Raw genomic sequence first — 25,957 nt, forward strand, 5'->3', positions numbered from 1 at the left:
CAAAGTAATTGGATTCTGAACCCCCGAGTTTACAAATTTTACTTTTAGCAATTGACATTTCAGTTGTATCTGGGTTTGTATTACTGTTTGTACTCCTGTGCTGTTCTGCATTAATTTCTGGCGCCGAAGTTGCTATGTTTTCGCTTACCAAAACTGATATTGACACGCACCCAGAGGCAGAAAGCAGGCCTTTTAAAATTATTCTTCAGCTTTTAGAACGTCCTAAAAAATTATTGGCAACCATACTGGTAGCAAACAATTTTATAAATATTGCGGTAGTATTACTTTTTGATTATTTAAGTGATTTTTTATTTCATAACATTACAGCTGAAATAAACTTATATTTCTTTAGCCTTGAATTAGTCTTCTTTATAAAAGTCATCGTAGTTACCTTCTTAATTTTACTATTTGGTGAAATTTTGCCAAAGATTTATGCTAGTAGAAACAACTTAAAGTTTGCCAGTATTATGGCTTACCCTTTAAAAGTTTTGGATGTATTGCTATCTCCAATAAGTTTACCCATGCGGAGTACAACCTTGGGTATTCATAAAAAATTGGGGAGACAAAAATCGAATTTAAGTGTTGACCAATTGTCTCAAGCTTTGGAATTAACAAGTCATGAAGACACTTCAAAAGAGGAAAAGAAAATTTTACAAGGCATTGTATCTTTCGGAAACACCGATACGAAGCAAGTTATGCGCCCTAGGATTGACATTTTTGCTTTAAATATTGAGCAAAAATATGCTGAAATCATCCCTGAAATCATCGAGAATGGGTATTCACGAATTCCGGTGTATGAAGAAAATGTCGATCAAATAAAAGGTATTCTTTATGTAAAAGATTTATTGCCATACATTGACAGAAAACAATTTGATTGGACAAGTTTATTAAGAGAACCGTTTTTCGTCCCGGAGAATAAAAAGTTGGATGATTTAATGGCTGAATTTCAAGAAAAGAAAGTGCATTTAGCTGTTGTGGTTGATGAATATGGCGGTACTTCAGGATTGATTTCATTGGAAGATATTATTGAAGAAATAGTAGGAGACATTAGCGATGAATTTGATGATGAAGATTTAAACTACTCTAAACTTGATGACAAAAACTATGTGTTTGAAGGTAAAACAGCGTTAAAGGATTTTTACAAAGTGATTAAGCTCGAAGATGACGCGATTTTTGAAGATGAAAAGGGCGAAGCAGAAACCATCGCGGGCTTTGTTTTAGAAATTTCAGGAAGCTTCCCGAAATTGCAATCTAAAATATTTTTTAGAGATTACGTTTTTACAATAGAGGCAATGGATAAAAAGCGCATAAAGCGCGTAAAAGTTACAATCAATTAATATGAAAGTTAAATTTGGGGTTTTAGTGATTTTACTTTTGATGATGGTGTCTTGTCGAAATGAAGATTACGTACCTAAACCCAAAGCCTTTTTAAGATTGGATTACCCAAAAGCATCTTATAAAATGCAAAGGTTATCAAAAATGCCTGTAGCTTTTGAAGTAAGTAGCTTGGTAAATGACCTTAAAGTAAAACCCTTGCAAAGTACCACTGAGAGTTATGGGGCCAACTTGGAATATAAGCCCTTAAAGGCAACACTTTTTTTAACCTATAAGGCTATTGATGGGAGCGAAAAAAATCTAAATGACTTTTTAAAAGACGCTCAAAAACTTACTTTGGAACATACAAAAAAAGCAGATGAAATTCCTGTGTATCCCTACGAAAACAAAGCACGTAGAGTATATGGTATGTTATCAGAAGTGAAAGGAGATGCAGCTTCTCCAGCACAGTTTTATGTTACTGATAGCGTGAATCACTTTTTAACCGGGTCGTTATATTTTCATGTAAAACCAAACTACGATTCTATCTTACCAGCTGCAAACTATCTCCAAAAAGATATTCAGCGTATTATGGAGACTATAGAATGGCAATAGTTTGTATAGTAATCAATTATGCTGGCTATTAAACTCTTTATCCCGCTAAAAGGCGGGATTAGTTCAACTAGCTATTTTGAATACATTGCATCGCAACTTTTCAAAATAGGGTTTCACTAAAAAAGCTTCCCTTTTCAAGGAAGCTTTAACATTATCAACACTTAATTTCAAACAAGTCTCAACGCATAAGCGTTGACACCTATTAAACTGTCATTCTCGCAAATGCGGGAATCTGATTTGGAACTAATTTAAGCTTTTTGGGCGCAACATGCTTTATCGCAATCAGATTTACACGCCATCTTCTTACCCTCTTTCACACCATTTTTACAACAATCTTTCTCACATCCTGGTTTGCATACTTTTGCTTTTGCTTCGCTTGAAAAAGCATCTACAGTTCTCATATCGCTTACTTTGTAAATGTCTGCCACACCAGTTACTGTCTCTTCTAAGCTATTAGGGTTTACTTTGGCTTCATCATATTCAACCATTGCCAATTCATTTTCAAAATCTACTTTGGCAAACTTCACACCGTCCATTTTAGCAATTTTCTTTTCAATGGTAGCAGCGCAACCAACAGCACATGTCATCCCTTTTACGGTGAATTCTGCCTTTGCATAGGTAGCGTTTGGATCTAATTCTTTTTGTGCTACAGTAGTTTTAACTTCTACAGTTTTTACTTCAGCTTCCTTGTTGTTTTTACAACTCATTACTAAAAGTAGACAAAACGCACTGGCAAGTATGTATTTTATAGTTTTCATCTAAAATTGGGTTTTAAAAATTATGTTACAAAATTACTAAATAATGTAAATTATTGCGTTAAAAACTAGACTTTTGTGTCTTTAAAATAAAAGGTGCTTGCTATGGCCGTAAATTCCCTTAAATGGGTATATCTTATTATACTTTCTCTTATTTGGGGAAGCTCCTTCATCCTTATTAAAAAAGGCTTAGTAGGTCTAACGCCTGTGCAACTTGGCGCTATTCGCATTATTTTTACGGCTATTTTCTTGTTTATAGTTGGTTTTAAACGTGTGAAATCCATCAGATTAAAAGATTGGAAATGGGTGGTGCTTACAGGGCTTTTGGGTACTTTTTTTCCATCTTTCTTGTTTGCCTTTGCAGAAACCGAGATAGACAGTTCGGTTGCTTCAATTTTAAATTCTTTGGTACCCTTAAACACTATTATTTTAGGTTTTTTTATATTCAATATAAAATCTACCAAAGGTCAGGTTTTAGGAGTTTTTATTGGTTTGATTGGAACCTTGCTACTCATATTAAATGGCGCATCACTAAATCCAAATCAAAACTATTTATATGCCGCATTCGTTATAATCGCTACACTGATGTACGCTGCTAGTGTCAATATTTTAAAACGCTATTTACAACATGTAAACGCACTTACCATTGCTGTAGGCAATTTTGTCGCAATTTTTATACCTGCCATTATCATATTAGGGTTTTCTGATTTCTTTACATATAAAGTATTATCTGCACCTACCTTAAAACCCGCATTATTGTATATGGTAATTTTATCTTTGTTTGGTACTGCAATAGCCAAAGTAATGTTTAATAAACTGGTACATATCGCCACACCGGTATTTGCGTCTTCCGTAACATATTTAATGCCTGTAGTTGCTGTGTTTTGGGGTGTTTTAGATGGTGAGCGCTTCGGGTTTTTACAAGCCCTCGCAACCTTGATTATCTTAGTTGGAGTGTATTTAGCACATAAACGCAAATAGCTCAAGATTCCAATTTATCTCCAGTTAAATTATTGGAAGTCATTTTTTTTTGCGAACTTTAAGTGATTTGAAAAAGTTAAACAGACCAATCTATTTGAACAATAACAATTGATGTTATTGTATAACTTAATTTTAGAAACCACTAAAACATTTAACTTTTTATGAAAAATTTGATACTTCCCATTAGGTTTGGCTTAGTCACAAGCGCAGTGTTAATAGCATATTTCTTGGTACTCGCATTATTTGATAAACACACAAACCCCGAATTTAGCTTAGTAAATGCCGCTATTACGCTTTTTGGTATTTACGAAGCAGTAAAAGTGAGCAAACTGCAGTTTCCTGCTGAATTTTCATATGGCGAAGGCTTTAAAACAGGATTAATAACCGGCGTCGTTGCTACCATAGTTTTTACAGTGTTTTTTCTGCTGTATGCAACAGAGATAAATGCTGACTTTCTCTCTGTTCTTTTGGACAAAATGAATTGGGGATTCAAATCGCATATTGGCCTTATCGCATTCATTGTGGCCATTATGGGCTTGTCAACTACACTTGTATCTTCACTCACAGTAATGCAACTTTTTAAAAAGAGCAATAATTACGTTGAAAATAAGTAAAACGTTTGTAGATTAATTAATTAGAAGTATATTTGCACCCGCCTTAGCAATTTTAAGGTGTTTTAGAATATAAATTAATTAATAAAAACGTTACGCTATGTACGCAATTGTAGAGATAGCAGGGCATCAATTTAAAGTTGAAAAAGACCAAAAAGTTTTTGTTAATCGTTTACAAACAGAAGAAGGTAAGAAAGTATCTTTCGATAACGTTCTTTTAATTGGAGATGGTGACAAGGTAACTGTAGGCGCCCCAGCTATAAACGGCGCTCAAGTAGGAGCAAAAGTCGTTAAGCACCTTAAAGGAGACAAGGTGATAGTTTTCAAGAAGAAAAGACGTAAAGGTTACCGTGTGAAAAATGGACACCGTCAGTCTCTAACTGAGATCATAATTGAAAACATCGTAGCTTCAGGAGCTAAACCAGCACCAAAGAAAGAAGCTAAAGTTTCGGCAAGCTCAACTAAAGCTGAGCCAAAAGTAGAAGCAAAGGCTGCTGCACCAAAGGCAGAAGCTAAACCAAAAGCAGCTCCTAAAAAGGCGAAAGCAGATGATTTAAAGAAAATTGAAGGTATTGGGCCAAAAATCGCTTCAACATTAGCTGAGGCAGGTATCGCAACTTTCGCTGATTTAGCAAAAGCTAAGCCAGAAGCAATTTCTGAAATCATTGCAAACGTTCGTGGTAATCATGTTACCGATACTTGGCCAGCGCAAGCTAAATTAGCTTCCGAAGGTAAATGGGACGAGCTTAAAAAATGGCAAGACGAATTAGACGGTGGTAAGGCATAAGCCTTTCATCAAGTTTAAAATATAAAATCGAAATAAAATGGCACATAAAAAAGGAGTCGGAAGTTCGAAAAACGGTAGAGAATCAGAATCGAAACGCTTAGGTGTTAAGATTTTTGGTGGTCAAGCGGCAATTGCTGGAAACATTATCGTAAGACAAAGAGGAAATACGCACCACCCAGGTGAAAATGTGTATTCTTCTAAAGACCATACACTACATGCCAAAGTTGATGGTATTGTAAAATTCACAAAGAAAAAAGACAACAAGTCTTATGTTTCTATAGAGCCTTTTGAGGCTTAAGAAATCCTTTTCTTTAAAGCATAAAATCCCTTTCTATATTAGAAAGGGATTTTTATTTTAGAATTAATTACCTTTAACATCCAATCAAATTATTCAAAATGAAAAGGAAAGATACCCTCTATCTTTTACTATTTTTATTCACATTTTCGGGTCTTTTTTCTCAGGTTAAATTTAATGTAGGAGCTAACTTTGGTGGACAAATCTCTAGCTTAAGGGGATCTGAGAATCAAATTGAAACTGGTTTTAGTTTAGTACCAATGTTTGGTGTAAATTTAGAGCTTTCAGTTAGTTCCAGACTTTCTATTGTTTCAGGAATTAATTTTGAAAGATGGAAACTAAAACGAGAAGTTCAGCTTTTCAATGAATTTGCATTTCCAATTGATTCCAGAAGTTTCTCTGAAGGCTATGATTTTTTTAATATACCATTCCTTATTCGATATAAATTTGGTGATAAGAAAGATTTCTTTATTGATGCTGGAGCATTTGTAAATTATTTTAACAAAGGAAGACCCAATAGCCGATTAGGATCATTACTAATGCAATTTGAAGATTATAACTTTGGAGCAGCATTTGGAGCAGGGAAAGTTTTCCATTTAACAAATAGGATAGATATTGCTTTGCAACTAAGAAATGAATTGGGCTTTTCCGATGTTAATAAATATGAATGGAGAATAATAGGAGAAGTAATGACAAACACCATTAGATTACTTGCAACCGTTAGTTATCAACTATAAAACTTGATTGTTTTTCAAAATTTCACGTACAATCTTCAAATGATGATGGGTATGCAACTCTAAAAAACGAAGGGTTTGTTTTTTCGACAACGTTCCAAAAATAAAATGCTTAAAATGGCTATCTTCATGTAGTTTCGCACTGCTCTTCGTCAGTTCTTTTGCTATATTCAGTTGTTTCAGTAAATTCTCTTTTAGAATTGTTCTAGGCGGTAACACTATTTTTGGCGCCCTAGCCCTACCCCTCGGAATATAATTTAAACCAAAAAGTACCATTCTACTAAGGTTGAAATTTTTCTTGTATTCTTTTGGGTTTGAGTTAGCCATAGTTTTTAGAACACCATTAATAACTTTTAGACTATGGTCTAATTGCCAACCTATTGAAGCTTTAGAAACAGACGCATTTATAGCTTCAAAGTGAGGTATGTTCTCTTCAATTTGCGATAATTGTTGTTGTACTTTTTCAATTCTTGAGTCAGACATGCCTAAATTTAGGGATATAATTTCAAATAAATTTATTAACTTTAAAGTATTGCATTTGCAATTTAGAATATGTTTCACTTAAAATTTTATGCTTATGCTACCGTTTAGATCTGAAATTAGAAACTCCCCAACACAGCCTACTATTAAGATTTTCTTAAGTGATGAATCCTTAGATGTTCGTATTAAAAAGCATTTGGAGCATTTTAAGGAAATTGAGGAAATTGAGATTTGCGATAGTATTGCGCAAAATAGAGCTTGCGAAAGTATAACCGTATTTTTAAAAAATGATGTAGATATCAATAAAATGAAAAAATCTATCGATTCTAGTTTATGGTGGTATTTTGAGGAGGATTTGGTGGATTAATTATTTTACAAGAATAAATATTCTATTGGAGATTTATAGTTTTTCGACTAATTTCCATATTCCATCAACTTTTGAAAATCTTCCAGTCTCAATATCTGCATACTCATTGTCTTCACTGTTTTCGAGTAAAGATTTATAAAAATCGTTTTCCAAAATACCTCCAGAAACTTCTCTATCAATAGCATAATCACATATAAATCCAGGTTTGTTCGATTTAGAACATGAGTATTTCTTAAAATAGCTGATTTTTATTCTTGTTCCTTTGTTAACGTTATTTTGTAGTTTTTTTATTGCTGTAAAAATGTTATCTGTCTCATTATACTCAGTGTTTTTATCATTTTTTTCAAATTTTCTATTCTTTAAATTGATTACATATTGAAGAGCGAAAAGCATTTGCTTTGCTGTTGGCTCTCCGCTCTCTGTCGTTTCTGTCATCATAGATCTTAGTTTATCCAGCCTTTTTTGCTCTTCTATTTCTTTAGCTTTTATTTTTAAAAGAGCAAGCTTTTTTTTATGGCTTTCTATGTAATCTTTATATAACTTGACGTCATTTCTATTTGTGCCATATAAATACTTTTGTTCAACCGATACCAAATCATCATTATTATTTGAAGACTCAACTTCACTAATGAATGTTTCTTTATGGTTATTGAGATATTCAATTCTAAATTTACTTAAGTTACTTTCAAAGGATTTAACATTTTGAAAGTTAGAATACTTGCTGTATTTGTTTTCAATAGATTGAATATATCTTTTAAAAGCGATAGGATCAGATTTTAAATTCGCCTTATTTTTAAAATTTTGCAACTCATTATTCATTAGGTTTTCAAGAATAGACTCTTTTTTAGAATTTAATTTTCTTTCAATTTCAGCTTTCACCTGATAATCTACTTTAGAAACAAATTTGTAGTTAGAATTTATAAAATAGTCCGTTTGGGTTAAGGTATTAAATGAATTATCCATTAATAATAACTTATCTAGTTTTCGTGTCAATTCCAGTCTAGCCGCCCTTTTTTCAGCACCTTTAAACTGTTTTTCGATTTCCGAATATTCACTTGTAGTTAACTTTATATAATCCTTTTGCTTGCGTCCATTGATATTGTAAACTTCTTGAAGTGAAAGCTCTTGATTATTTTTATACTCATTTAAGTCTTTCAAATATTGAATTCTGATACTTCTTAAATCGCGAGCACCACCTCTTCCTAGACTATAATATTTATTCATAAATGCTCCTAGAGCGAGTTTCCCAAGATTGTTAAAACTTTCATTATTAGGGTCTTTGGCAATACACTTATTGAGCCTTTTATTAAATGAGAGACGTTTTTTTGGAGTTAGTTCATCAAATGGTTTTTCAGAAACTTCCATAAAAAACCTATCAGAGAACATATTTGATATTATTCTTCGTTTTAATCTATCATTGTAACGGAAATTTTTTGGAATTTGATTGTCAAAACCCGTTTCAACTTTTTTAAACCATTCAATATAATCTGAACAATCTTTGGATTGAGAGAACACAAAACTAATATTCATTTGGATTAAGAAAAACAGCAATACGTTAAAGGCACCGTTTTTTAAGGGTGTAAACATTATGGTGAAATTTAAGTTAATAGCACTGTAAATTTAACAAATATTCCTAAATCGATAAATCCTAATTCATTTACTTTTTTAAATCATCGTTTTATAAAATATTTTACTGAACCATAATACCGCCAGTATCCAAATATATCAGCACATCATTTATACAGGTTTTTAAGTTACCTTTAATTTCATTCGTCCAAAATCGAAATACAGTAAAACCCATATCGTTTAATTGTTGATTGACTTCTCTATCGCGCTGTATATTTCGTTCAATTTTTGGAATCCAAAACGCGCGATTACTTTTAAGTTTGGGTTTACGCTCGTCCCAATTGTATCCGTGCCAAAATTCGCCATCAATAAAAACAGCTAGTTTATATTTTTTAATAGCTACATCAGGTTTCCCAGGAAGTGATTTGCAATCTACCCGATAACGCACTCCCGACTTCCATAAAGCCCTACGAAAACGCATTTCTGGCTTTGTGTTCTTACCCCTAATCTTGCTCATTATTTTTGAGCGTTTTTTTGTGGTGTAAAAACCAGATGCCTCGTTAAATCTTGGGACTTTTATTTTGGAGTATTCATAACTCATAGCACTATTAAAAATACGAATTAGGAATTAAAATACCGTAGTTCCAAGATTGAATAGTTCCTAAACAACAAAATCCCAAATCTCGATATTCTCGAAACTTGGGATTTAATTAAGCCTTTATTTGTTCATCTATTATCTTGAAAATTTTATTGCTCGTTCAACAAACGAGACAGCTCATCCAATTTAGGCGTTAAAATCACTTCTATACGCCTGTTTTTAGCTTTGCCTTCCTCCGTATCATTGCTGGCTATTGGCGCAAATTCCCCACGACCGGCAGCAGTCAAATTTTCAGGGTTTATGGCCGTATTCTCTCTTAAAATATTAACGATTGCCGTAGCTCTCTTAGTGGATAAATCCCAGTTGCTTGTTAAAGCACCGTTACCAGAATACGGTACATTATCTGTATGACCTTCAATTAACACCGCAATATCTGGATTTTCAGCCAATACGTTACCTAGGCTTCTTACCGCCGTTTTTCCATCGGCGTTTACTGCCCAACTTCCAGACTGGAACAATAGCTTATTTTCCATAGACACATACACCTTCCCTCCTCGTTGCTCAACAGTTAATCCTTTGCCTTCAAAATCGGTTAAGGCACGCGAAATAGCATTTTTCAATTGGGTCATCGCCGCATCCTTAGTGGCAATTACATTTTCCAGTTCAGCAATACGATTAGAACGTTCTTCTAAAGCCTTTTTTAATTTTTCTAAACGCTCGTTTTCGGCCGCTAAGGCTTGCTCTTTGGCTTCTAACTGGGCTAAAAGCTCTCTGTTCTTTTGAGAATTTTTAGCAATAGCGGCAGAACTATTCTTTTCCAATGCGGCATAAGAAGCTTTTAGATTATCTAAGTTTGATTTTGAGGCAGCATAATCACTTCGCAATTGGTCACGCTCTGCAACAGCTTCATCATAAGCTGCTTGCAGCTGCTTCAGTTCATTTTCAGCAGCCGTTTTTCCAGCTAAAAGCGATTCATTATCCTTAGATAATTTTCTATTTTCTTGCTTTAAGGTGGCATATTTGCTTTCCAAATCTTTGTATACTTTTGGCGACACACATGAGGTGACTAGCACCAAACCAACTATGAGTAATGCACTTTGTTTAATTTTCATTTGGGTTGTTTTTTAACTAATTTATTGGTTTACTATTCTATTTCTAACAAAATCGGGCAGTGATCACTATGCACTGCTTCGGTTAGTATAACGGCTCTTTTTATATTTTCTTGTAATGGTTTTGAAACCATAGCATAATCCAATCGCCAACCCTTGTTATTGGCTCTAGCATTTGCACGATAACTCCACCAGCTATACTCTTGTCTTTCAGGGTTCATATATCGAAATGAATCGATAAATCCACTATCTATAAATTGCCCAATCCACTCGCGTTCTACCGGTAAAAACCCCGATACGCCTTTCATTTTTGGATTATGGATATCTATTTCTTCATGACAAATGTTATAATCGCCGCAAATCACCAAATTCGGAATATCTTTCTTCAAACCGTTTATATACTCTAGGAACATATCCATATAATCCAACTTATGTTGCAAGCGGGCATCGTTAGTTCCTGAAGGTAAATACAAACTCATTACAGAAACACCATCAAAATCTAATCTTAAATTTCGCCCTTCAAAATCCATAGAGGCTATACCTGTACCGTACTCTATGTGATTAGGTTCAATTTTACTCAAAATCGCGACACCGCTATAGCCTTTTTTTTGGGCGCTAAACCAATAATTATAATTATAGCCTGCTTCTTCAAACAAACTTAAATCCAACTGCTCTTTCATCGCCTTAATTTCCTGCAAACAAATTACATCTGGGTTTGCGTTTTTTAACCAATCAATAAAGCCTTTATTTATCGCTGCACGAATGCCGTTTACGTTGTATGATATAATCTTCATCTGCTATAATAAGTATTTCAGCTAAAATAAATAATACGTTACTTTTACACCATAATTAAACAAAGGAGTTTTAACGAATTCTATTAACATTCCGCTAATTACGGAATTAGTTGAAACATCAATTCAAATTTCAATATATTTAAATTGGGTTTCACTAAAAATATTTTAAGCTTATTGTAGTTTAAATACCTGATGAAGTATGTCCTGCTATTTTTGTTTGCTTTAGGAAGTTTTGGCGGTTTTGCCCAAGACCAAAACAGCAAATACAAGACTAAAAAAGTTGCGGTTAGGGATACTATTTTAGTGGACAGCGTAAGTATCAATTCCAGCTGGTTTTCTGTAAAGACCAAGAACAATATAATTCTAGATTCTTCATATTACGATATTGATTTCTCTAAAGCCAAATTGGTGTTTAAAAAGCTTGTTGCAACAGACACTATTATTATAAACTATTTGAAGTTTCCAGAATTTTTAACTAAAACGTACAAGCAATTAGATGAAAGTATCATTGTGAAAAATAACGATGGTGCCGATAAATTATATCAACTATCGCAATCCAATACTTCTAGAAATTTTGTCCCTTTCGATGGTTTAACTACTTCGGGAAGTATTTCGCGTGGTGTGACCGTTGGAAATAATCAAAATTCGGTTTTAAATAGTGAGTTAGATCTTCAAATTACTGGAAAACTCAATGATAAAGTATCGTTAAGGGCATCCATACAAGATGCCAATATTCCTTTACAAGAAAGTGGTTATAGTCAACGTTTGGATGAATTTGATCAAGTATTTATTGAACTGTTTAGCGACAATTGGAACATTCGTGCAGGCGATATTGATTTACAAAACAATAATTCATTTTTTGGTGCTTTTTCCAAACGTGTGCAGGGGCTATCCATCAATGCTAACTTAGGGGGTAATGATTCTCAAACAAACGTATTTGCTGCTGGTGCTTTGGTACGTGGGCAATTTACAACCAGCCAGTTTATTGCTCAGGAAGGTAACCAAGGGCCTTATAAACTGCAGGGACAAAATGGTGAATTATTTGTGCTGATCGTTTCGGGCAGTGAAACAGTTTATGTGAATGGCATTGTTGCTGAGCGTGGTGAGGATAAAGATTATATTATAGATTATAACGCCGGTGAAATTATTTTCAACACCACATTTCCCATAACTTCTGAAATGCGAATTACTGTAGACTATCAATTTAGTGACAGAAACTATTCGCGTTTAGTGGCTTATGGCGGTGGAAATTACAGCAGTGACAAATTAAAAATTGGCGTTTCAGTCTACTCTGAAAATGATGCTAAAAACCAACCGTTACAACAAAATTTATCTGAGGAACAAGTACAGATTTTATCAAATGCTGGTGACGACAGAACGCAGATGATTGCTCCTTCTGCAGTTGAGGAATCTTTCAGCGAAAATCGAATTCTATATAGAAAAGATAGTGTTGGCGATAATGAAATTTTTGTATTCTCTAATGATCCAAATGATGAACTATTTCGGGTATCATTTACACTTGTAGGGCCAAATCAAGGTGATTATGTACTATCCAACACCAGCGCTATTAACAATATTTATGAGTATGCCGGAGAGCTACAAGGTAATTACGCACCAATAGTCCAGCTGGTTGCACCGGTAAAATTACAAATGGCTGTTGTAAATGGAAATTATACGCCTTCCGAGAAAACCTCAATTGCTTTTGAAATTGCAGGCAGTAAAAACGATTTGAATTTATTTTCAAATTTAGATGATGATAACAACGATGGAGTTGCAGGAAAAATCAATGTAGCACAACACCTCATCAAAAAAGATAGTCTTTGGAATATGGATGCTTACGTAAATGCAGATTATATTCAAGATAACTTTAGAAGTATTGAAATTTTATATAATGCTGAATTTAATCGTGATTGGAATTTGGAGCAACCCAGAGGTAATCAACGTGTTGGTGAACTTGGAAGCCAAACATTAATTAACACGGGCATAAATCTATTCCACTACAGAAAGGGACGCATTAATTATGAATTTGAATATCTGGATTTTGCCAAAGGATTTAATGGAAACCGGCATATTTTAAATGCAGATTTACTTTTGAAAAACCTTAGAATTAGTTCACGAACCAGTGTTTTAGATGCCGAATCTAGTATAAACAGATCTTCGTTTTTACGGTCTCACAATGTTGTTGCTTATACCATGAAAAAAAGTTGGGTAGGTGCAAAATTTTCTATTGAAGACAATGTACAAACTGAAATTGCCACCGAAACTTTAACACCTTTAAGTCAGAAATTCACATCATACGAGGGCTTTTTTGGTATTGGAGATAGCACAAAGGTTTTTACTCAATTAGGCTACAAGCATCGGGTAAACGACAGTATTAGAAACAATCAGTTGCAAAAAGTAAATACATCTAACACGTTTTATATAGATTCTCGACTTGTTCAAAATAAAAACACAAACTTATCACTTTATGCTAATTACAGAATCTTAAATCAAGAAGATGAGAGCATTGAGGACGAAAATTCATTAAACTCAAGGTTGCAGTATAATCAGAAACTATTCAAAAATATTGTGCAATCTAACACGGTTTTTGAAACCAATTCGGGTACTTTACCACAACAGGATTTTACTTATGTAGAAGTAGAACCTGGACAAGGCACCTACACTTGGATTGATTATAATGAAAACGGCATTCAAGAATTGGAAGAGTTTGAAATTGCGCAATTTACAGATCAAGGCACCTATATTCGTGTGCTGCTCCCTAATAGGGTTTTTATAAAAACACATCAAAATCGTTTCAGTCAAACACTAACGATCAATCCAGCGCAATGGCGTGTTTCAGAAAAAAAGTCTCAAAAATTCTGGTCGCACTTTTATAACCAAACCAGTTATTTAATCGACAGAAAAATTCAAAGAAATGGTAGTAACTTCAACTTAAACCCTTTTGAAAGTGATGCTGAAAACCAGCTAGGATTACAACTCAATTTTAGAAATGTACTTTTCTTTAATCGTGGCAAACAGAAGTATACTACTTCATATACTTACCTCTCCAACAAATCTAGTAACACACTTTCGGTCGGGCTCTTAGAAAATAATTTAAAAAGCCATCAACTAAACTTCAATCATAAAATACAAGAAAGTTGGTTGATAACGTTTCAATCTGCTATTGGTTCCAATGAAAGTTCTAGTGAGAATTTCACTAGTAAAAATTTTAAGTTTGATGAAGCCTTACTTAATCCAAAACTATCTTACCTATTCAATGAAAATAGTCGTTTTGACATTTTTTACCAGTATACCGTAAAAAATAATACTATCAGTAGTTTAGAGTCATTACAGCAACAGAGGTTTGGATTAGGTTTTAATTTTTCTAAGAATGAAAAAGGGGCTGTTAATGGCGAAGTGAACTACTTTTCGAATGATTTTACTGGAAGCCCAAATACACCTGTAGCGTTTCAAATGCTTGAAGGTCTGCAACCCGGAAATAACTTTACATGGACGCTATTAGCGCAAAAGAAACTAACTAAATTCTTAGATTTAAACTTGAGTTATTTCGGAAGAAAAACAGAAACTAGCAGAACTATTCATACAGGGAACATTCAGTTGAAGGCTTATTTTTAGAAAGCTATTTGTCTACTGCTTTAAACATCAAAATGATTTGATGCACTGCTTCTTTATAAAAATCTGGATGAATATTCTCGAAGTCATCAGTATGCTTATGATAATCCTTATGATCGGCTACGCCTAAATACAAAAAGGGAATTTGTTTCTGGTAAAATGATGCATGGTCTGAGGCATAAGTCCAATCTTCTAAACCATCCGTTCCATCATGACCAAAGGTTAATTTTATATTTTTTGACGATTGTTTCACTTCTCGTAATGCATTAATTAGAGTTTCGTTGTCTTTTGGTTTCACCATAAATAGTTCTCTTTCATTGCTTCTGCTTATCATATCCATATTAATGTTGAACACCAGTTTCTCCGTTGCAACTATCGGATTATTTACATAATATTTAGAACCCTCCAGCCCCAATTCCTCTCCATCAAAAGCAGCTAAAATAACAGAATGCTTAGGTGGAAACTTTTTAAAATATTCCGCGAAAGCGATAAGGGCACATACCCCTGAAGCATTATCATCTGCACCGTTGTGAACTACACCTTCTTGAATACCTAAATGGTCATAATGTGCGCTTATAACAATATATTTATCTGGATTTGAAGAGCCTTTTATAGTTCCTAAAATATTGGTGCCTTGATAATCTTCATTGGAATAAGAAAAATTGAAGTTTTGCTCAAATAAAGTATCTAGTGGCTTAACATCGAAGTTTTGAAATTGTTCAATAATATAAGTTCTGGCTTTCTTTGAACCATTAGTGCCAGCCTTTCTGCCTTCATACGCATCAGATGATAAAACTTTGAGATGTTCCAGCAACATATCTTCACTAAACAAAGACTTGTTCTGGCTACAGCTAAACTGACCAAAACTTATACAAATAATTAATAGGAGACTTTTGATTTTCAACATAATTAGACATTAAATGATATAAACGATAAAGAAAAAAGGCCCATATTCAATATATGAGCCTTTTAAACTATATGTTTTGATTATTAAATAGAGGCTTTTAGAAGCTCTCTATTCATTCTTGCAATATTATCAAGAGAAATTCCCTTAGGACATTCCACCTCGCAAGCTCCTGTGTTTGTGCAGTTTCCAAAGCCTTCCAAATCCATTTGGGCAACCATGTTCTTCACACGATCTGCAGCTTCAACTTGTCCTTGTGGCAACAACGCATACTGAGAAACTTTTGCCCCAACAAATAACATTGCAGAACTATTTTTACAAGTAGCCACACAAGCGCCACAACCAATACATGTTGCAGCATCCATAGCCTCATCTGCAGCGTGTTTTGAAATAGGAATTGCATTGGCGTCCTGCGTATTACCAGAAGTGTTTACAGAAATATAACCTCCTGCATGTTGAATTCGATCAAAAGCACTTCTGTCTACCACTAAATCTTTTATCACTGGGAATGCAGCTGCTCTAAACGGTTCAATGGTAATTGTATCACCATCGTTGAACGTACGCATGTGTAATTGACATGTTGTGATGCCTCTGTCTGGTCCGTGTGCTTCACCGTTAATATACATGGAACACATCCCACAGATACCTTCTCGACAATCATGGTCGAAAGCTACTGGTTCTTCACCTTTAGCTACCAATTGTTCATTCAAAACATCCATCATCTCCAAAAAAGACATATGCTCCGAAATCTCAGTAACTTTATAATCTACCATTTGACCCTTTGAACTTGAGTCTTTCTGTCTCCAAATTTTAAGTGTTAAATTCATAGCGTCTTTTTTATTTATAACTTCTTTCTTTTACTTCAATATTTTCATACTCCAAAGCTTCCTTATGCAAAATTGCATCTTTAGGTTCACCCTTATATTCCCATGCAGAAACAAATTGGAATTCTTTTCGGCGTTTTGCTTCACCTTCAGGTGTTTGATACTCTTCTCTAAAGTGTCCACCTGCTGATTCTTCTCTCACCAGTGCGTCTTTAGCAAATAATTCTCCTAACTCTAAGAAATCTGCAACCCTTCCTGCTTTAGCAAGCTCTTCATTGTATTCATTAGCACCACCTGGAACTGAAACCTCTTTCCAAAACTCTGCCCTAAGTTCAGAAATCTCTTTAATAGCCTCTTTCAATCCGGTTTCATTTCTAGACATTCCACACTTATCCCACATGATCTTACCTAATTTCTTATGGAAGTAATCTACAGATTTAGAACCTTTATTATTCACAAAGAAATCTATGCGCTCTTGTACTGATTTTTCAGCCTCATCGAATTCTTTGGTATCTGTTGGAATTTTACCAGTACGGATATCATCAGCTAAATAATCTCCGATAGTGTAAGGTAACACAAAATACCCGTCAGCTAAACCTTGCATTAAAGCCGAAGCACCAAGTCTATTAGCACCGTGGTCTGAGAAATTTGCTTCTCCAATACAATACAGTCCAGGAACGGTAGTCATCAAGTTATAATCCACCCAAACACCGCCCATTGTATAGTGAACCGCTGGATAAATCATCATTGGCGTTTCATATGGATTTTGATCTACGATTTTCTCATACATCTGGAATAAGTTTCCATATTTAGCCTCAACTATGGCTTTACCTAATTCGTATATTTTTTCATTTGAAGGATTTGAGATGTTTTGGATTTTAGCCTGTTCATTTCCATATCGGATAATGGCATCTGCAAAATCTAAATACACTGCTTCACCGGTAGCATTAACTCCAAATCCAGCATCGCATCTCTCTTTAGCTGCTCTAGATGCTACATCACGAGGCACTAGGTTTCCAAAAGCTGGATAACGACGTTCTAAGTAATAATCTCTTTCTTCCTCAGATAAATCAGTAGGTTTCTTTTTACCTTCTCTAATTGCCTGAGCATCTTCTAATTTTGCTGGCACCCATATACGTCCATCGTTACGTAATGATTCAGACATCAAAGTTAATTTCGATTGATAATCTCCTGAACGAGGGATACATGTTGGGTGTATTTGGGTGTAACAAGGATTAGCGAAGTACGCTCCTTTTTTATGAATTTTCCATGCAGCTGTAACATTACTACCCATAGCATTTGTGGATAAGAAATATACATTACCATAACCGCCAGAACCTACAACTACAGCATGCGCCGAATGACGTTCAATTTCACCAGTTATTAGATTTCTTGCAATAATTCCTCTTGCCTTACCGTCAACGATTACAACGTCTAACATTTCATGGCGATTGAACATTTCAATTTTACCACGAGCGATTTGACGATTCATTGCAGAATAAGCTCCGAGCAATAACTGTTGCCCTGTTTGTCCTTTAGCATAGAAAGTTCTTGAAACAAGTACACCTCCAAAGGAGCGATTATCAAGTAATCCACCATAATCACGTGCAAAAGGTACGCCTTGCGCAACGCATTGGTCTATAATATTTGCAGAAACTTCGGCTAAACGATACACGTTTGCTTCTCTTGAGCGGTAATCGCCTCCTTTTACAGTATCATAAAACAATCTATATGTAGAATCTCCATCTCCTTGATAATTCTTTGCAGCATTAATTCCACCTTGTGCTGCAATGGAATGTGCACGACGTGGGGAATCTTGATATGCAAAAGCTTTTACGTTGTAACCTAATTCCGCCAAGGTAGCCGCCGCAGAACCTCCTGCTAAACCGGTACCAACTACAATTACGTCGATATGTCGCTTATTTGCTGGATTTACAAGGTTTATTTTATTTTTATAATCTGTCCACTTATCTTGAATTGGACCTTCTGGTACTTTTGAATCTAAAGCCATAATTATTTAAGATTAATGGTGTGGATTTAAGTGATGATAAACTGCAACAACAATAAACCCTAAAGGAATTAAAATTGAATATGCCTTACCAATTTGCTGCATTGTTTTTTGACGCCCTACTGTTGACCCCATAGATTGGAATGCTGATGTAAAACCGTGTGCTAAGTGTAACCCTAAAAGCACAAAAGAAATAACATATGCACCTACCCGAAGAGGACTATGAAACTTTTCAACTAATTCATGAAAATAACGATACTCTCCATTATGCATTCCAGACATATCTCCAACCACGTACTTGGTATTAATTTCCGGGATCCAAAAATCAATAAAATGAAGCAATAGAAAAGCTAAAACAACCAATCCACTATAAATCATATTCCTACTCACCCAAGAAGAATTTGCTCCACCATTATTTTTGGCATAAGACACCCCGTTTGCCTTTTTGTTTTTAATTTCCAGAATAAATCCCATAACAAAATGAAAAACAACCGCAAATATCAAAACAGGCTGTAATGCAAACTGAACCAAAGGATTGGTTCCCATAAAGTGCGATATTTCATTAAATAAATCGGCACTAAAAACAGATGTTATGTTTATTGCTAAATGCTGAAGCAAGAAAAACATTAAGAAAAAAGCAGATAGTGCCATCGCTACCTTTCTTCCAATTGAAGATTTAAAAAATCCAGCCATTATTATGTTTGTTTATAAGATATACAAAGGTAGCCATGGAAGCTTTCTTAGACAAATAACAGATGTCATGTTTTTATTATTTAGAATGATTTTAATTAGAATACTGCAATAATTATAATAGAAAGATTAAAAACAAAAGGCACCCTAGTTTTAGGATGCCTTTTTGAGATGGCAATATGTATTTCCTTACTCTATCACTAATTTTTTAGTTACTGAAGCCTCATCCTCATCAGAAGTAATTTTGATAAAATACACTCCAGGAGAAACGCTAGAAAGGTTTATGTTTTTAACCTTAGAACCTTCAGAGATATCATAATCTACAATATGACGTCCACTTAAATCGTATAAAGATGCGCTCTTTAGCGTCAAATATGATACGTTTTTTATAAACAATTGTGTTTTAGCTGGGTTAGGGTAAATACTAATCTCATTTTCCAACAAGGTATCGTCCACACTTAAACTGCAGCTACCAGCATAGTTAGTCATTAATGGTTTAGGGTTACTTGGAAAAACATCACAAATCTGATTGCCTGTGCTTCTTGAATGCACATCATTTGCACCAGCGATACTATTTGAGTCCAAGATAGTATTTGAACTGTTATTAGTTTGGGTAAAATGCATTACATTACTTGGATCAATCACATGTCCAAGTTGATGCCCATGTCCTAATTCATGGAGCGCTACTGTCTCAAAGTCAAACTCTCCAAAATCAAATGTTTCTCCAGGCGCTCCAAAATACCAATTTCTTTCTCTATCAAAAACAATATCCATATCAGCTACCCATGAAATTACATCTGGACAGAAACGTCCAGCATACCAATTGTAACAAGTACCCAACACTCCTGCTTCTAATTGAAATTCATCATGATCAAACATTATTATATTTTTTCCATCAGCTTCCAATTCACCATCTGGCGGCATATCTGTATCAACACCAATAACATTTGTAGTTGTTGCAGTACCGCTTACTTCCCAGTTCACTTTGGTCTCACACCTCCAAGACTCGAAAGCTCTCATGAATGCCGCTTTAGCACCTGGATGATCCGTATCATTGAAGAACCCTGTTTCCATCTCCCAAGTATAGCCACCAGAAAAACCATCGGACAAATTGTTATTATCTCCATAATGTTGTACCTGGAAACTTTCTAATCCAGATCCTACATCAAAATTTGCATTTATCTGAGCATAACTAACCGTGAGTGATGTGGATGAACTAGCAACGCCGGGGACGGGTGTGGCCGCATCAGTGACACGAATAACGCCAGTCCCAGCAAAATCAGGAACCTCAACGGTTATTTGTGTATCAGTCCAGGTTAATACCTCATTATCCAATGCATCACGAAGACTTGATCCACCATCGTCCGCATCACTAAAACCAACTTTTCCTTTTACTGTTCCAAAACCTATTCCGTTAATTGTTAAAACCGATTTTGTGCCAGCCGTAATTGTAGTAGGGGTGAATGTTATATCCGCTGGCGGTAAAAAAGCACTTTTTCGAGAATTCCTTTTAGAATACGTTTCAGTATCAAACTCAGAAACCTTCTTGTAATTCCTTTTTGTGATTCTCAATATCTCATCATAAAATGAGGATTTTATCCCTTTTCTTTTACCAAAAACATTTGTTATCGTATTTTCATATAAATCGTATTTATAAAATCCCTGAGAAGCACTATATGCTTTATATTGCCCCTTATTTGTTTTATGTTTTGAAGACACTTCTACATTACTATCATATAGAGTAAATACACCCAAACTTCCTGTTCTAAGCTTTAGAGAATGGGATACCACTAAAGCCCTTAAACCAACTACTCCTCCTTGTGTTAACACTTCAACGGTTTCAACATATTCTCCTTTAAAAACTTTGTATACTTCAAGAGTACTTGCAGTATATATCAACCCATCTTTAGCATCCCAAAATGATCTTTGTTTGGTAACCCTACCCTCAACTACCAAGCTAGAATTGGCAATTTGTTCTTTTAACGATATTTCTCTTAAGGAAACTTGAGCAAAGATTGCTGGAATACTCATTAGCCATACTAATGTCCAAAAAATTGTTTTAAATAGCCGATTTGGTGCCATAAGGGTTATGTTTAGGTTGATAAAAATGTTTGAGGGAAGAATCAAATATAACAAATAATAGTCTACTTTTTTATTTATACATTTACATCAGTCGGAAAATTAATGTATTTACAACATGAAATATCTACCTATAAACAACCAACTCTTTATAAAAAATCGAAAAAAATTTGCTTCTAAAATGAAGCCAAATAGTTTAGCTGTTTTTAATTCCAACGATATATATCCTATTAGTGCAGACAGCACCATGCCCTTTCAACAACATAGAGATATTTTTTATTTGAGCGGAGTAGATCAAGAAGAGAGTGTTTTGGTGATATTCCCTGATTGCCCCAAAGAGAAGCATCGAGAAATTCTTTTTTTAAGGGAAACCAACGAACATATTGCTATTTGGGAAGGCGAAAAACTAACCAAAGAAAGAGCTTTTAAAACCAGTGGTATTAAAACAGTGTACTGGCTACAGGATTTGGAAAAAGTACTATTTGAAATAATGACGCAGTGCGATACGGTTTACATAAATACCAACGAACATTACCGCGCTACCGTTGAAGTACAAACACGCGAAGACCGCTTTACCAAATGGCTAAAGGATAAATATCCCGCTCATTCTGTAGCCAAAAGCAATCCTATTTTGCAACAACTACGATCTGTAAAAGAAGAAATTGAAATCGATTTAATTCAGAAAGCGTGTAACATTACAGAAAAAGGATTCAAACGTATTTTGAATTTCGTAAAACCTGGCGTAAAGGAATATGAAATTGAAGCAGAATACATTCATGAATTTATTAAAAATCGCTCCAAGGGATTTGCTTATACGCCCATTATCGCGTCGGGAAACAACGCTAACGTACTTCATTATATTGAGAACAATCAGGAATGTAAGGCGGGCGAATTAATTTTGATGGATGTAGGTGCTGAATATTCAAATTACGCTAGTGATATGACCAGAACCATCCCTGTTTCAGGTCGTTTTTCTGAAAGACAAAAAGAAGTTTATAACGCTGTTTTAAGGGTGAAAAATGAAGCAACAAAAATGCTTGTACCGGGAACGGATTGGGCTGAATATCACGTTGAAGTTGGTAAACTGATGACTTCGGAATTATTAGGCCTAGGTTTACTGGACAAAGCGGATGTTAAAAATGAAGATCCTGACTGGCCAGCTTATAAACAATACTTTATGCACGGTACGAGCCACCACATGGGATTAGACACACATGATTACGGCATCTTAACCAAGCCCATGCAAGCCAACATGGTATTTACTGTAGAACCTGGTATCTATATCCCTGATGAACGTTTTGGCGTAAGGCTTGAAGATGATGTTGTAATCCAAGAAAAAGGTGCGCCATTCAATCTTATGAAAAATATCCCTATTGAAATTGAAGAGATTGAAGAACTCATGAACGTATAAAAAAGGGAGGCTACGCAACCTCCCTTACAATCAAAAACACTGAATTTTATTATAGAGTGACTAATTCAAATAAATAACTATTTAGCTTTTGAAGTGTTTTTACCTTGTTTTTAGTATCTACAAGTAAAGAAATGTTGTTGCGACTTCCTCCGTAAGAAATCATTCTGATGTTTACATCTTTTAGAATTTTAAAGAGTTTGTATGTACCCTCATGATCTACAATAGCATGTCCTACTAAACAGATAATACTTTGATTTTTGTCTATTTCTATGGTTGCGAAGGTTTCTAATTCTGAAACAATCTGCTGTAAATTTTTATCATCATCAATAGTTAATGATACCGCTACTTCTGAAGTGGTAATCATATCAATAGAGGTCTCATAGGTTTCAAAAATTTCAAATACTTTTTTTAAGAAACCATGCGCCTGCAGCATTCTACCCGACTTAATCTTTATCGCCGTAATATTATCCTTTGCTGCGATAGCTTTTATACCAGTTTCAAAGTGACTACTCGTAATTGACGTCCCTTTTGCAGCAGGATCCATTGTGTTTTTTAAGCGTACAGGAATACCGTCTTCCCTAACTGGCAATACGGTTTGTGGATGCAAAATTTTAGCTCCAAAATACGCCAACTCCGCTGCCTCATCAAATGATAAATCTGAAATTGGTTTTGTACCTTCAACAAATCGTGGGTCGTTATTGTGCATCCCATCAATATCTGTCCATATCTGTACTTCTTCGGCTTTTATGGCTGCCCCAATAATGGTTGCCGTATAATCGCTCCCGCCACGTTGTAAGTTCGAAACTGCATTGGTTTCATCCAAGCAAATAAAACCTTGCGTGATATAAGTTTCAGCAGTTTCGGCACTATCCAGAACCTCAGCCAACTTGCTTTCGATACTGGTAAAGGCAGGTTCTTTATTTGCATCAATTCTCATAAAATCTAGAGCAGGAAGTAATGTCGAGCTCATCCCTTCTTGCTTTAGATAATTGTTAAACATATATGTTGACATCAATTCGCCCTGAGCCAAAATTTCATTATCTAAAACTTGAGTGTATGATTTATATGTAGACTCTATTAAAAAATTAAAGCATTCTGAAACGTACCTTTTTGTATCATTATTTAATGAAGCATCTGATAAAAGTTCATCAATGACTTTGATGTACTTACCATGCAAGGCGTTAACACTTGAAAGAGCCTCATCAACATTTTTGCGCTCTATATTCCTTGCAACATCAACTAAACTATTTGTAGTGCCTGACATTGCAGAAAGTACAACTATTTTGCGCTCTCCGTCATTAATAATGTTTTTCACATTAGTCATGTTCTTTACCGAACCTACTGATGTGCCTCCAAACTTTAAAACTTTCATTATCACATAATTTGAGGTGCAAATGTAGAACTCAAATGTAAACTTGACGTGTTTTTGCAAAAAAACGTTTATTTTTGCACAAATTGTTAAGTATTTAACATGAAGACTGTTTCAAACTGTGTTGAGGATATTTTAATTACTCAACCTTATTTAGAAGAAGCGTTGGCCAGAAACATCATTAATTTTAGCGCTCTGGCTGTAGAACTTACCGAACCCATAAGTGAAATGTTAAAAAAAGACGTGAAGCCAGGAGCTATTATGATGGCACTTCGGCGTTACAATCCCCCACCTACTTTGGGGAATACCATCAAAATGAAACGCGTTATCCAGAATCTTGGAGATATTACGGTACGTTCCAATCTTACTGATTTTACAGTAAAAAATTCGTCTACACTTATTGATAATCATGCGAAAATATTGGAGCGCATCAATCAGGAAGATAAATTGTTTTACACCTTTACAAGAGGCATCCATGAAAGTAACCTTATAGTTTCCAGTAGCTTAAACGATTTTATTAAAAAGCACTTGCAAAACGAGTACTTTATTGCTATTCAAGAAAACCTATCGGCCATTAGTATTAATTTGCCTCAGGACAATTCTAAAATTGCCGGATTGTACTACCATTTTTTTAAACGATTGGCTTGGGAAGGAGTTGTATTATATGAAGTACTTTCAACCACCAACGAATTCACCATTTTAGTTGAAGACGAGTTTGTGGACAAGGCGTTTTCAGCCATTAAAAAAGTAAAGTCTTAATGAGGCACTTTCTACTTTTCAAATAAGTGGACTAGTACAAAAGTAGCAATAGCTGGTAAAACCCATCCTAAATTTTGATGCGCAAGAGGAATAGATGTTTTTATTCCTTCAAGATTTTCAGGAGGTATTAGAAACCCTAAAAAATCTGGAATACTAAAAATAAGCGTTACTAAAACCACCCATCTGAACACAAGTTTTGAAGCAAATTTTTCAGAAAGAACATTTAAAATTATTAGCACTATACAAAGCGGATAAATAAACATTAGGGCTGGTAAGGCAACATCAATTATATACTTTACGTCCATTTGCCCTACCACAATACCTACAACACAGCAAAAAATGGTAGTAAATAAATAGGTGTGCTTAAAAGTTTTAAAATAAGTTTTAAAAAAATCCGCAAAACTAACAACTATGGCAACTGCTGTTGTAAAACATGCTAGAGCAATTAGGACACTTAAAAAAGCTGAACCCATATTTCCTAAAGTTTTTGTTGCTAGTCCAGAAAGTAAATCTGTTCTAGTTATATTTTCATCAAATTGAGAGTTGTAAAAAGCCCCAATAGCAATTAAACCGGTATAAATTATAAATAAACCTATCATAGCTATTAAACCAGATTTCGCAATCATTACCTTTTTATCAGCAAAGGACATTTTGTTTTTAGATCTATTTATGGATACCAAAACTACACCACCCATAATAATGCCCGCCATTGCATCATAAGTCTGATAGCCTTCTAGCAAACCACCTATAACTGGTAACTCAAAACCTGATGGCTTCATTTCGCCTATAGGAGAAAAAACACCAATAACGATTATAGTCAATATGATGAAAACAATTATTGGGGTTAGATATTTACCAATGACATTTAACACTTTATTTCTGTTCATCACGAAAACAAAAACTAACACAAAATACACAACACTGGTAAGTAAAGCGCTTGTTCCAAAAAAAGGAGCAATTGCCATTTCGTGAGTAACTGCGGCAGTACGAGGACAAGGTAAAGTTACAGTAATAACAAAAAGGCTAAAACTAAAAATAAGACTAAAAATTGGTGATACTTTTTTTCCAAAATCAAACAAAGTACCTTGTAATCTGGCATGCGCAAAAATTGCTAGTAAAGGAATTATTGTTGTTGATATAATAAACCCTAGAGTTACCAACCACCAGTCTGAACCCGATTTAAAACCAAGTAATGGTGGCAATATTAAATTTCCAGCTCCAAAAAAGCCCGCAAATAAAGCAAAACCAAATACAAAAGTTTCTTTAGTTTTATTCATAGTATGATTTTAACTTTG

24 protein-coding genes are annotated in these 25,957 nt (G+C 34.7%); 11 read left to right on the top strand and 13 right to left on the bottom strand.

Annotated elements, in window-relative coordinates; translation table 11 throughout:
- Positions 1-8 precede the first annotated feature (8 nt).
- A complete protein-coding gene (locus tag AC1B0Z_RS09525) occupies positions 9-1,337 on the top strand; it encodes a gliding motility-associated protein GldE (protein ID WP_483791740.1) in 1,329 nt (442 codons plus the stop codon).
- A 1-nt stretch (position 1,338) separates the two neighbouring features.
- Positions 1,339-1,929, top strand: a complete 591-nt coding sequence (gene gldD, locus AC1B0Z_RS09530) for a gliding motility lipoprotein GldD (RefSeq protein WP_483791741.1) — start codon at positions 1,339-1,341, stop codon at positions 1,927-1,929.
- A 248-nt stretch (positions 1,930-2,177) separates the two neighbouring features.
- On the opposite strand, the gene AC1B0Z_RS09535 is transcribed toward gldD, so the two are convergent.
- Entirely contained in the window at positions 2,178-2,687 is a 510-nt protein-coding gene (locus tag AC1B0Z_RS09535) for a heavy-metal-associated domain-containing protein (protein ID WP_483791742.1), read from the bottom strand.
- A gap of 102 nt (positions 2,688-2,789) precedes the next feature.
- On the opposite strand from AC1B0Z_RS09535, the gene AC1B0Z_RS09540 reads away from it, so the two are divergent.
- From AC1B0Z_RS09540 to AC1B0Z_RS09560, 5 genes are all read left to right on the top strand, one after another.
- Complete coding sequence (locus AC1B0Z_RS09540; protein WP_483791743.1) at positions 2,790-3,665, top strand: DMT family transporter; 876 nt, start codon at positions 2,790-2,792, stop codon at positions 3,663-3,665.
- Between the two features lie 161 nt (positions 3,666-3,826).
- A complete protein-coding gene (locus AC1B0Z_RS09545) occupies positions 3,827-4,279 on the top strand; it encodes a DUF4199 domain-containing protein (RefSeq protein WP_483791744.1) in 453 nt (150 codons plus the stop codon).
- A gap of 97 nt (positions 4,280-4,376) precedes the next feature.
- Complete coding sequence (rplU, locus tag AC1B0Z_RS09550) at positions 4,377-5,063, top strand: 50S ribosomal protein L21 (protein ID WP_483791745.1); 687 nt, start codon at positions 4,377-4,379, stop codon at positions 5,061-5,063.
- Between the two features lie 37 nt (positions 5,064-5,100).
- On the top strand, positions 5,101-5,361 hold the full coding sequence (gene rpmA / locus AC1B0Z_RS09555) for a 50S ribosomal protein L27 (RefSeq protein WP_076698461.1): 261 nt from the start codon (positions 5,101-5,103) through the stop codon (positions 5,359-5,361).
- A gap of 98 nt (positions 5,362-5,459) precedes the next feature.
- Positions 5,460-6,095: an outer membrane beta-barrel protein gene (locus tag AC1B0Z_RS09560; protein ID WP_483791746.1), complete on the top strand. Its 636-nt coding sequence runs from the start codon at positions 5,460-5,462 to the stop codon at positions 6,093-6,095.
- Here the strand turns inward: AC1B0Z_RS09560 and AC1B0Z_RS09565 are convergent.
- On the bottom strand, positions 6,090-6,575 hold the full coding sequence (locus AC1B0Z_RS09565; RefSeq protein WP_483791747.1) for a DUF1569 domain-containing protein: 486 nt from the start codon (positions 6,573-6,575) through the stop codon (positions 6,090-6,092). The two genes, AC1B0Z_RS09560 and AC1B0Z_RS09565, sit on opposite strands and share 6 nt — an antisense overlap.
- A 94-nt stretch (positions 6,576-6,669) precedes the next feature.
- Between AC1B0Z_RS09565 and AC1B0Z_RS09570 the strand changes: the two genes are divergently transcribed.
- Positions 6,670-6,939, top strand: coding sequence for a hypothetical protein (locus tag AC1B0Z_RS09570; protein ID WP_483791748.1), 270 nt, complete (start codon positions 6,670-6,672; stop codon positions 6,937-6,939).
- A 33-nt stretch (positions 6,940-6,972) separates the two neighbouring features.
- On the opposite strand, the gene AC1B0Z_RS09575 is transcribed toward AC1B0Z_RS09570, so the two are convergent.
- The 4 genes from AC1B0Z_RS09575 to AC1B0Z_RS09590 form a co-directional block, all read right to left on the bottom strand.
- Positions 6,973-8,526 (bottom strand): hypothetical protein, encoded by a 1,554-nt coding sequence (locus AC1B0Z_RS09575; protein WP_483791749.1) that lies wholly within the window; start codon positions 8,524-8,526, stop codon positions 6,973-6,975.
- A 103-nt stretch (positions 8,527-8,629) separates the two neighbouring features.
- Positions 8,630-9,106, bottom strand: coding sequence for a very short patch repair endonuclease (locus AC1B0Z_RS09580; RefSeq protein WP_483791750.1), 477 nt, complete (start codon positions 9,104-9,106; stop codon positions 8,630-8,632).
- A 146-nt stretch (positions 9,107-9,252) separates the two neighbouring features.
- Positions 9,253-10,215: an OmpA family protein gene (locus AC1B0Z_RS09585; protein WP_483791751.1), complete on the bottom strand. Its 963-nt coding sequence runs from the start codon at positions 10,213-10,215 to the stop codon at positions 9,253-9,255.
- Between the two features lie 32 nt (positions 10,216-10,247).
- Positions 10,248-11,006: an exodeoxyribonuclease III gene (locus AC1B0Z_RS09590; protein ID WP_483791752.1), complete on the bottom strand. Its 759-nt coding sequence runs from the start codon at positions 11,004-11,006 to the stop codon at positions 10,248-10,250.
- 192 nt (positions 11,007-11,198) lie between these two features.
- Here AC1B0Z_RS09590 and AC1B0Z_RS09595 point away from each other — a divergent pair, with 192 nt between their 5' ends.
- Positions 11,199-14,621 (top strand): hypothetical protein, encoded by a 3,423-nt coding sequence (locus tag AC1B0Z_RS09595; RefSeq protein ID WP_483791753.1) that lies wholly within the window; start codon positions 11,199-11,201, stop codon positions 14,619-14,621.
- A gap of 4 nt (positions 14,622-14,625) precedes the next feature.
- On the opposite strand, the gene AC1B0Z_RS09600 is transcribed toward AC1B0Z_RS09595, so the two are convergent.
- From AC1B0Z_RS09600 to AC1B0Z_RS09620, 5 genes are all read right to left on the bottom strand, one after another.
- Positions 14,626-15,525, bottom strand: coding sequence for a M28 family peptidase (locus AC1B0Z_RS09600; protein WP_483791754.1), 900 nt, complete (start codon positions 15,523-15,525; stop codon positions 14,626-14,628).
- Between the two features lie 83 nt (positions 15,526-15,608).
- The gene (locus AC1B0Z_RS09605; protein ID WP_483791755.1) at positions 15,609-16,349 is read right to left on the bottom strand and encodes a succinate dehydrogenase/fumarate reductase iron-sulfur subunit; all 741 of its coding nucleotides are present in this window, start codon (positions 16,347-16,349) and stop codon (positions 15,609-15,611) included.
- Between the two features lie 10 nt (positions 16,350-16,359).
- Positions 16,360-18,357: a fumarate reductase/succinate dehydrogenase flavoprotein subunit gene (locus AC1B0Z_RS09610; protein ID WP_483791756.1), complete on the bottom strand. Its 1,998-nt coding sequence runs from the start codon at positions 18,355-18,357 to the stop codon at positions 16,360-16,362.
- Between the two features lie 12 nt (positions 18,358-18,369).
- Positions 18,370-19,047 (bottom strand): succinate dehydrogenase cytochrome b subunit, encoded by a 678-nt coding sequence (locus AC1B0Z_RS09615; protein ID WP_483791757.1) that lies wholly within the window; start codon positions 19,045-19,047, stop codon positions 18,370-18,372.
- 186 nt (positions 19,048-19,233) lie between these two features.
- Positions 19,234-21,126, bottom strand: a complete 1,893-nt coding sequence (locus AC1B0Z_RS09620; protein WP_483791758.1) for a T9SS type A sorting domain-containing protein — start codon at positions 21,124-21,126, stop codon at positions 19,234-19,236.
- A 115-nt stretch (positions 21,127-21,241) separates the two neighbouring features.
- Here AC1B0Z_RS09620 and AC1B0Z_RS09625 point away from each other — a divergent pair, with 115 nt between their 5' ends.
- Positions 21,242-22,534 (top strand): aminopeptidase P family protein, encoded by a 1,293-nt coding sequence (locus tag AC1B0Z_RS09625; RefSeq protein WP_483791759.1) that lies wholly within the window; start codon positions 21,242-21,244, stop codon positions 22,532-22,534.
- Between the two features lie 49 nt (positions 22,535-22,583).
- Here the strand turns inward: AC1B0Z_RS09625 and AC1B0Z_RS09630 are convergent, their stop codons facing one another.
- Positions 22,584-23,906 (bottom strand): aspartate kinase, encoded by a 1,323-nt coding sequence (locus tag AC1B0Z_RS09630; RefSeq protein ID WP_483791760.1) that lies wholly within the window; start codon positions 23,904-23,906, stop codon positions 22,584-22,586.
- A 99-nt stretch (positions 23,907-24,005) separates the two neighbouring features.
- Between AC1B0Z_RS09630 and AC1B0Z_RS09635 the strand changes: the two genes are divergently transcribed.
- Complete coding sequence (locus AC1B0Z_RS09635) at positions 24,006-24,662, top strand: hypothetical protein (RefSeq protein ID WP_483791761.1); 657 nt, start codon at positions 24,006-24,008, stop codon at positions 24,660-24,662.
- 11 nt (positions 24,663-24,673) lie between these two features.
- Here AC1B0Z_RS09635 and brnQ read toward each other — a convergent pair whose 3' ends face one another.
- Positions 24,674-25,939 (bottom strand): branched-chain amino acid transport system II carrier protein, encoded by a 1,266-nt coding sequence (brnQ, locus tag AC1B0Z_RS09640; protein ID WP_483791762.1) that lies wholly within the window; start codon positions 25,937-25,939, stop codon positions 24,674-24,676.
- Positions 25,940-25,957: the final 18 nt, after the last annotated feature.

The organism is Hyunsoonleella sp. J2K-J805 (genome assembly GCF_057167125.1).

What these genes read in the sequence shown, in the direction of transcription:
- gldD (WP_483791741.1), top strand. Translation starts at nt 1,339, where the DNA reads ATGAAAGTTAAATTTGGGGTTTTAGTGATTTTACTTTTGATGATGGTG.
- AC1B0Z_RS09535 (WP_483791742.1), bottom strand. Translation starts at nt 2,687, where the DNA reads ATGAAAACTATAAAATACATACTTGCCAGTGCGTTTTGTCTACTTTTA.
- AC1B0Z_RS09540 (WP_483791743.1), top strand. Translation starts at nt 2,790, where the DNA reads ATGGCCGTAAATTCCCTTAAATGGGTATATCTTATTATACTTTCTCTT.
- AC1B0Z_RS09545 (WP_483791744.1), top strand. Translation starts at nt 3,827, where the DNA reads ATGAAAAATTTGATACTTCCCATTAGGTTTGGCTTAGTCACAAGCGCA.
- rplU (WP_483791745.1), top strand. Translation starts at nt 4,377, where the DNA reads ATGTACGCAATTGTAGAGATAGCAGGGCATCAATTTAAAGTTGAAAAA.
- rpmA (WP_076698461.1), top strand. Translation starts at nt 5,101, where the DNA reads ATGGCACATAAAAAAGGAGTCGGAAGTTCGAAAAACGGTAGAGAATCA.
- AC1B0Z_RS09560 (WP_483791746.1), top strand. Translation starts at nt 5,460, where the DNA reads ATGAAAAGGAAAGATACCCTCTATCTTTTACTATTTTTATTCACATTT.
- AC1B0Z_RS09565 (WP_483791747.1), bottom strand. Translation starts at nt 6,575, where the DNA reads ATGTCTGACTCAAGAATTGAAAAAGTACAACAACAATTATCGCAAATT.
- AC1B0Z_RS09570 (WP_483791748.1), top strand. Translation starts at nt 6,670, where the DNA reads ATGCTACCGTTTAGATCTGAAATTAGAAACTCCCCAACACAGCCTACT.
- AC1B0Z_RS09575 (WP_483791749.1), bottom strand. Translation starts at nt 8,526, where the DNA reads ATGTTTACACCCTTAAAAAACGGTGCCTTTAACGTATTGCTGTTTTTC.
- AC1B0Z_RS09580 (WP_483791750.1), bottom strand. Translation starts at nt 9,106, where the DNA reads ATGAGTTATGAATACTCCAAAATAAAAGTCCCAAGATTTAACGAGGCA.
- AC1B0Z_RS09585 (WP_483791751.1), bottom strand. Translation starts at nt 10,215, where the DNA reads ATGAAAATTAAACAAAGTGCATTACTCATAGTTGGTTTGGTGCTAGTC.
- AC1B0Z_RS09590 (WP_483791752.1), bottom strand. Translation starts at nt 11,006, where the DNA reads ATGAAGATTATATCATACAACGTAAACGGCATTCGTGCAGCGATAAAT.
- AC1B0Z_RS09595 (WP_483791753.1), top strand. Translation starts at nt 11,199, where the DNA reads ATGAAGTATGTCCTGCTATTTTTGTTTGCTTTAGGAAGTTTTGGCGGT.
- AC1B0Z_RS09600 (WP_483791754.1), bottom strand. Translation starts at nt 15,525, where the DNA reads ATGTTGAAAATCAAAAGTCTCCTATTAATTATTTGTATAAGTTTTGGT.
- AC1B0Z_RS09605 (WP_483791755.1), bottom strand. Translation starts at nt 16,349, where the DNA reads ATGAATTTAACACTTAAAATTTGGAGACAGAAAGACTCAAGTTCAAAG.
- AC1B0Z_RS09610 (WP_483791756.1), bottom strand. Translation starts at nt 18,357, where the DNA reads ATGGCTTTAGATTCAAAAGTACCAGAAGGTCCAATTCAAGATAAGTGG.
- AC1B0Z_RS09615 (WP_483791757.1), bottom strand. Translation starts at nt 19,047, where the DNA reads ATGGCTGGATTTTTTAAATCTTCAATTGGAAGAAAGGTAGCGATGGCA.
- AC1B0Z_RS09620 (WP_483791758.1), bottom strand. Translation starts at nt 21,126, where the DNA reads ATGGCACCAAATCGGCTATTTAAAACAATTTTTTGGACATTAGTATGG.
- AC1B0Z_RS09625 (WP_483791759.1), top strand. Translation starts at nt 21,242, where the DNA reads ATGAAATATCTACCTATAAACAACCAACTCTTTATAAAAAATCGAAAA.
- AC1B0Z_RS09630 (WP_483791760.1), bottom strand. Translation starts at nt 23,906, where the DNA reads ATGAAAGTTTTAAAGTTTGGAGGCACATCAGTAGGTTCGGTAAAGAAC.
- AC1B0Z_RS09635 (WP_483791761.1), top strand. Translation starts at nt 24,006, where the DNA reads ATGAAGACTGTTTCAAACTGTGTTGAGGATATTTTAATTACTCAACCT.
- brnQ (WP_483791762.1), bottom strand. Translation starts at nt 25,939, where the DNA reads ATGAATAAAACTAAAGAAACTTTTGTATTTGGTTTTGCTTTATTTGCG.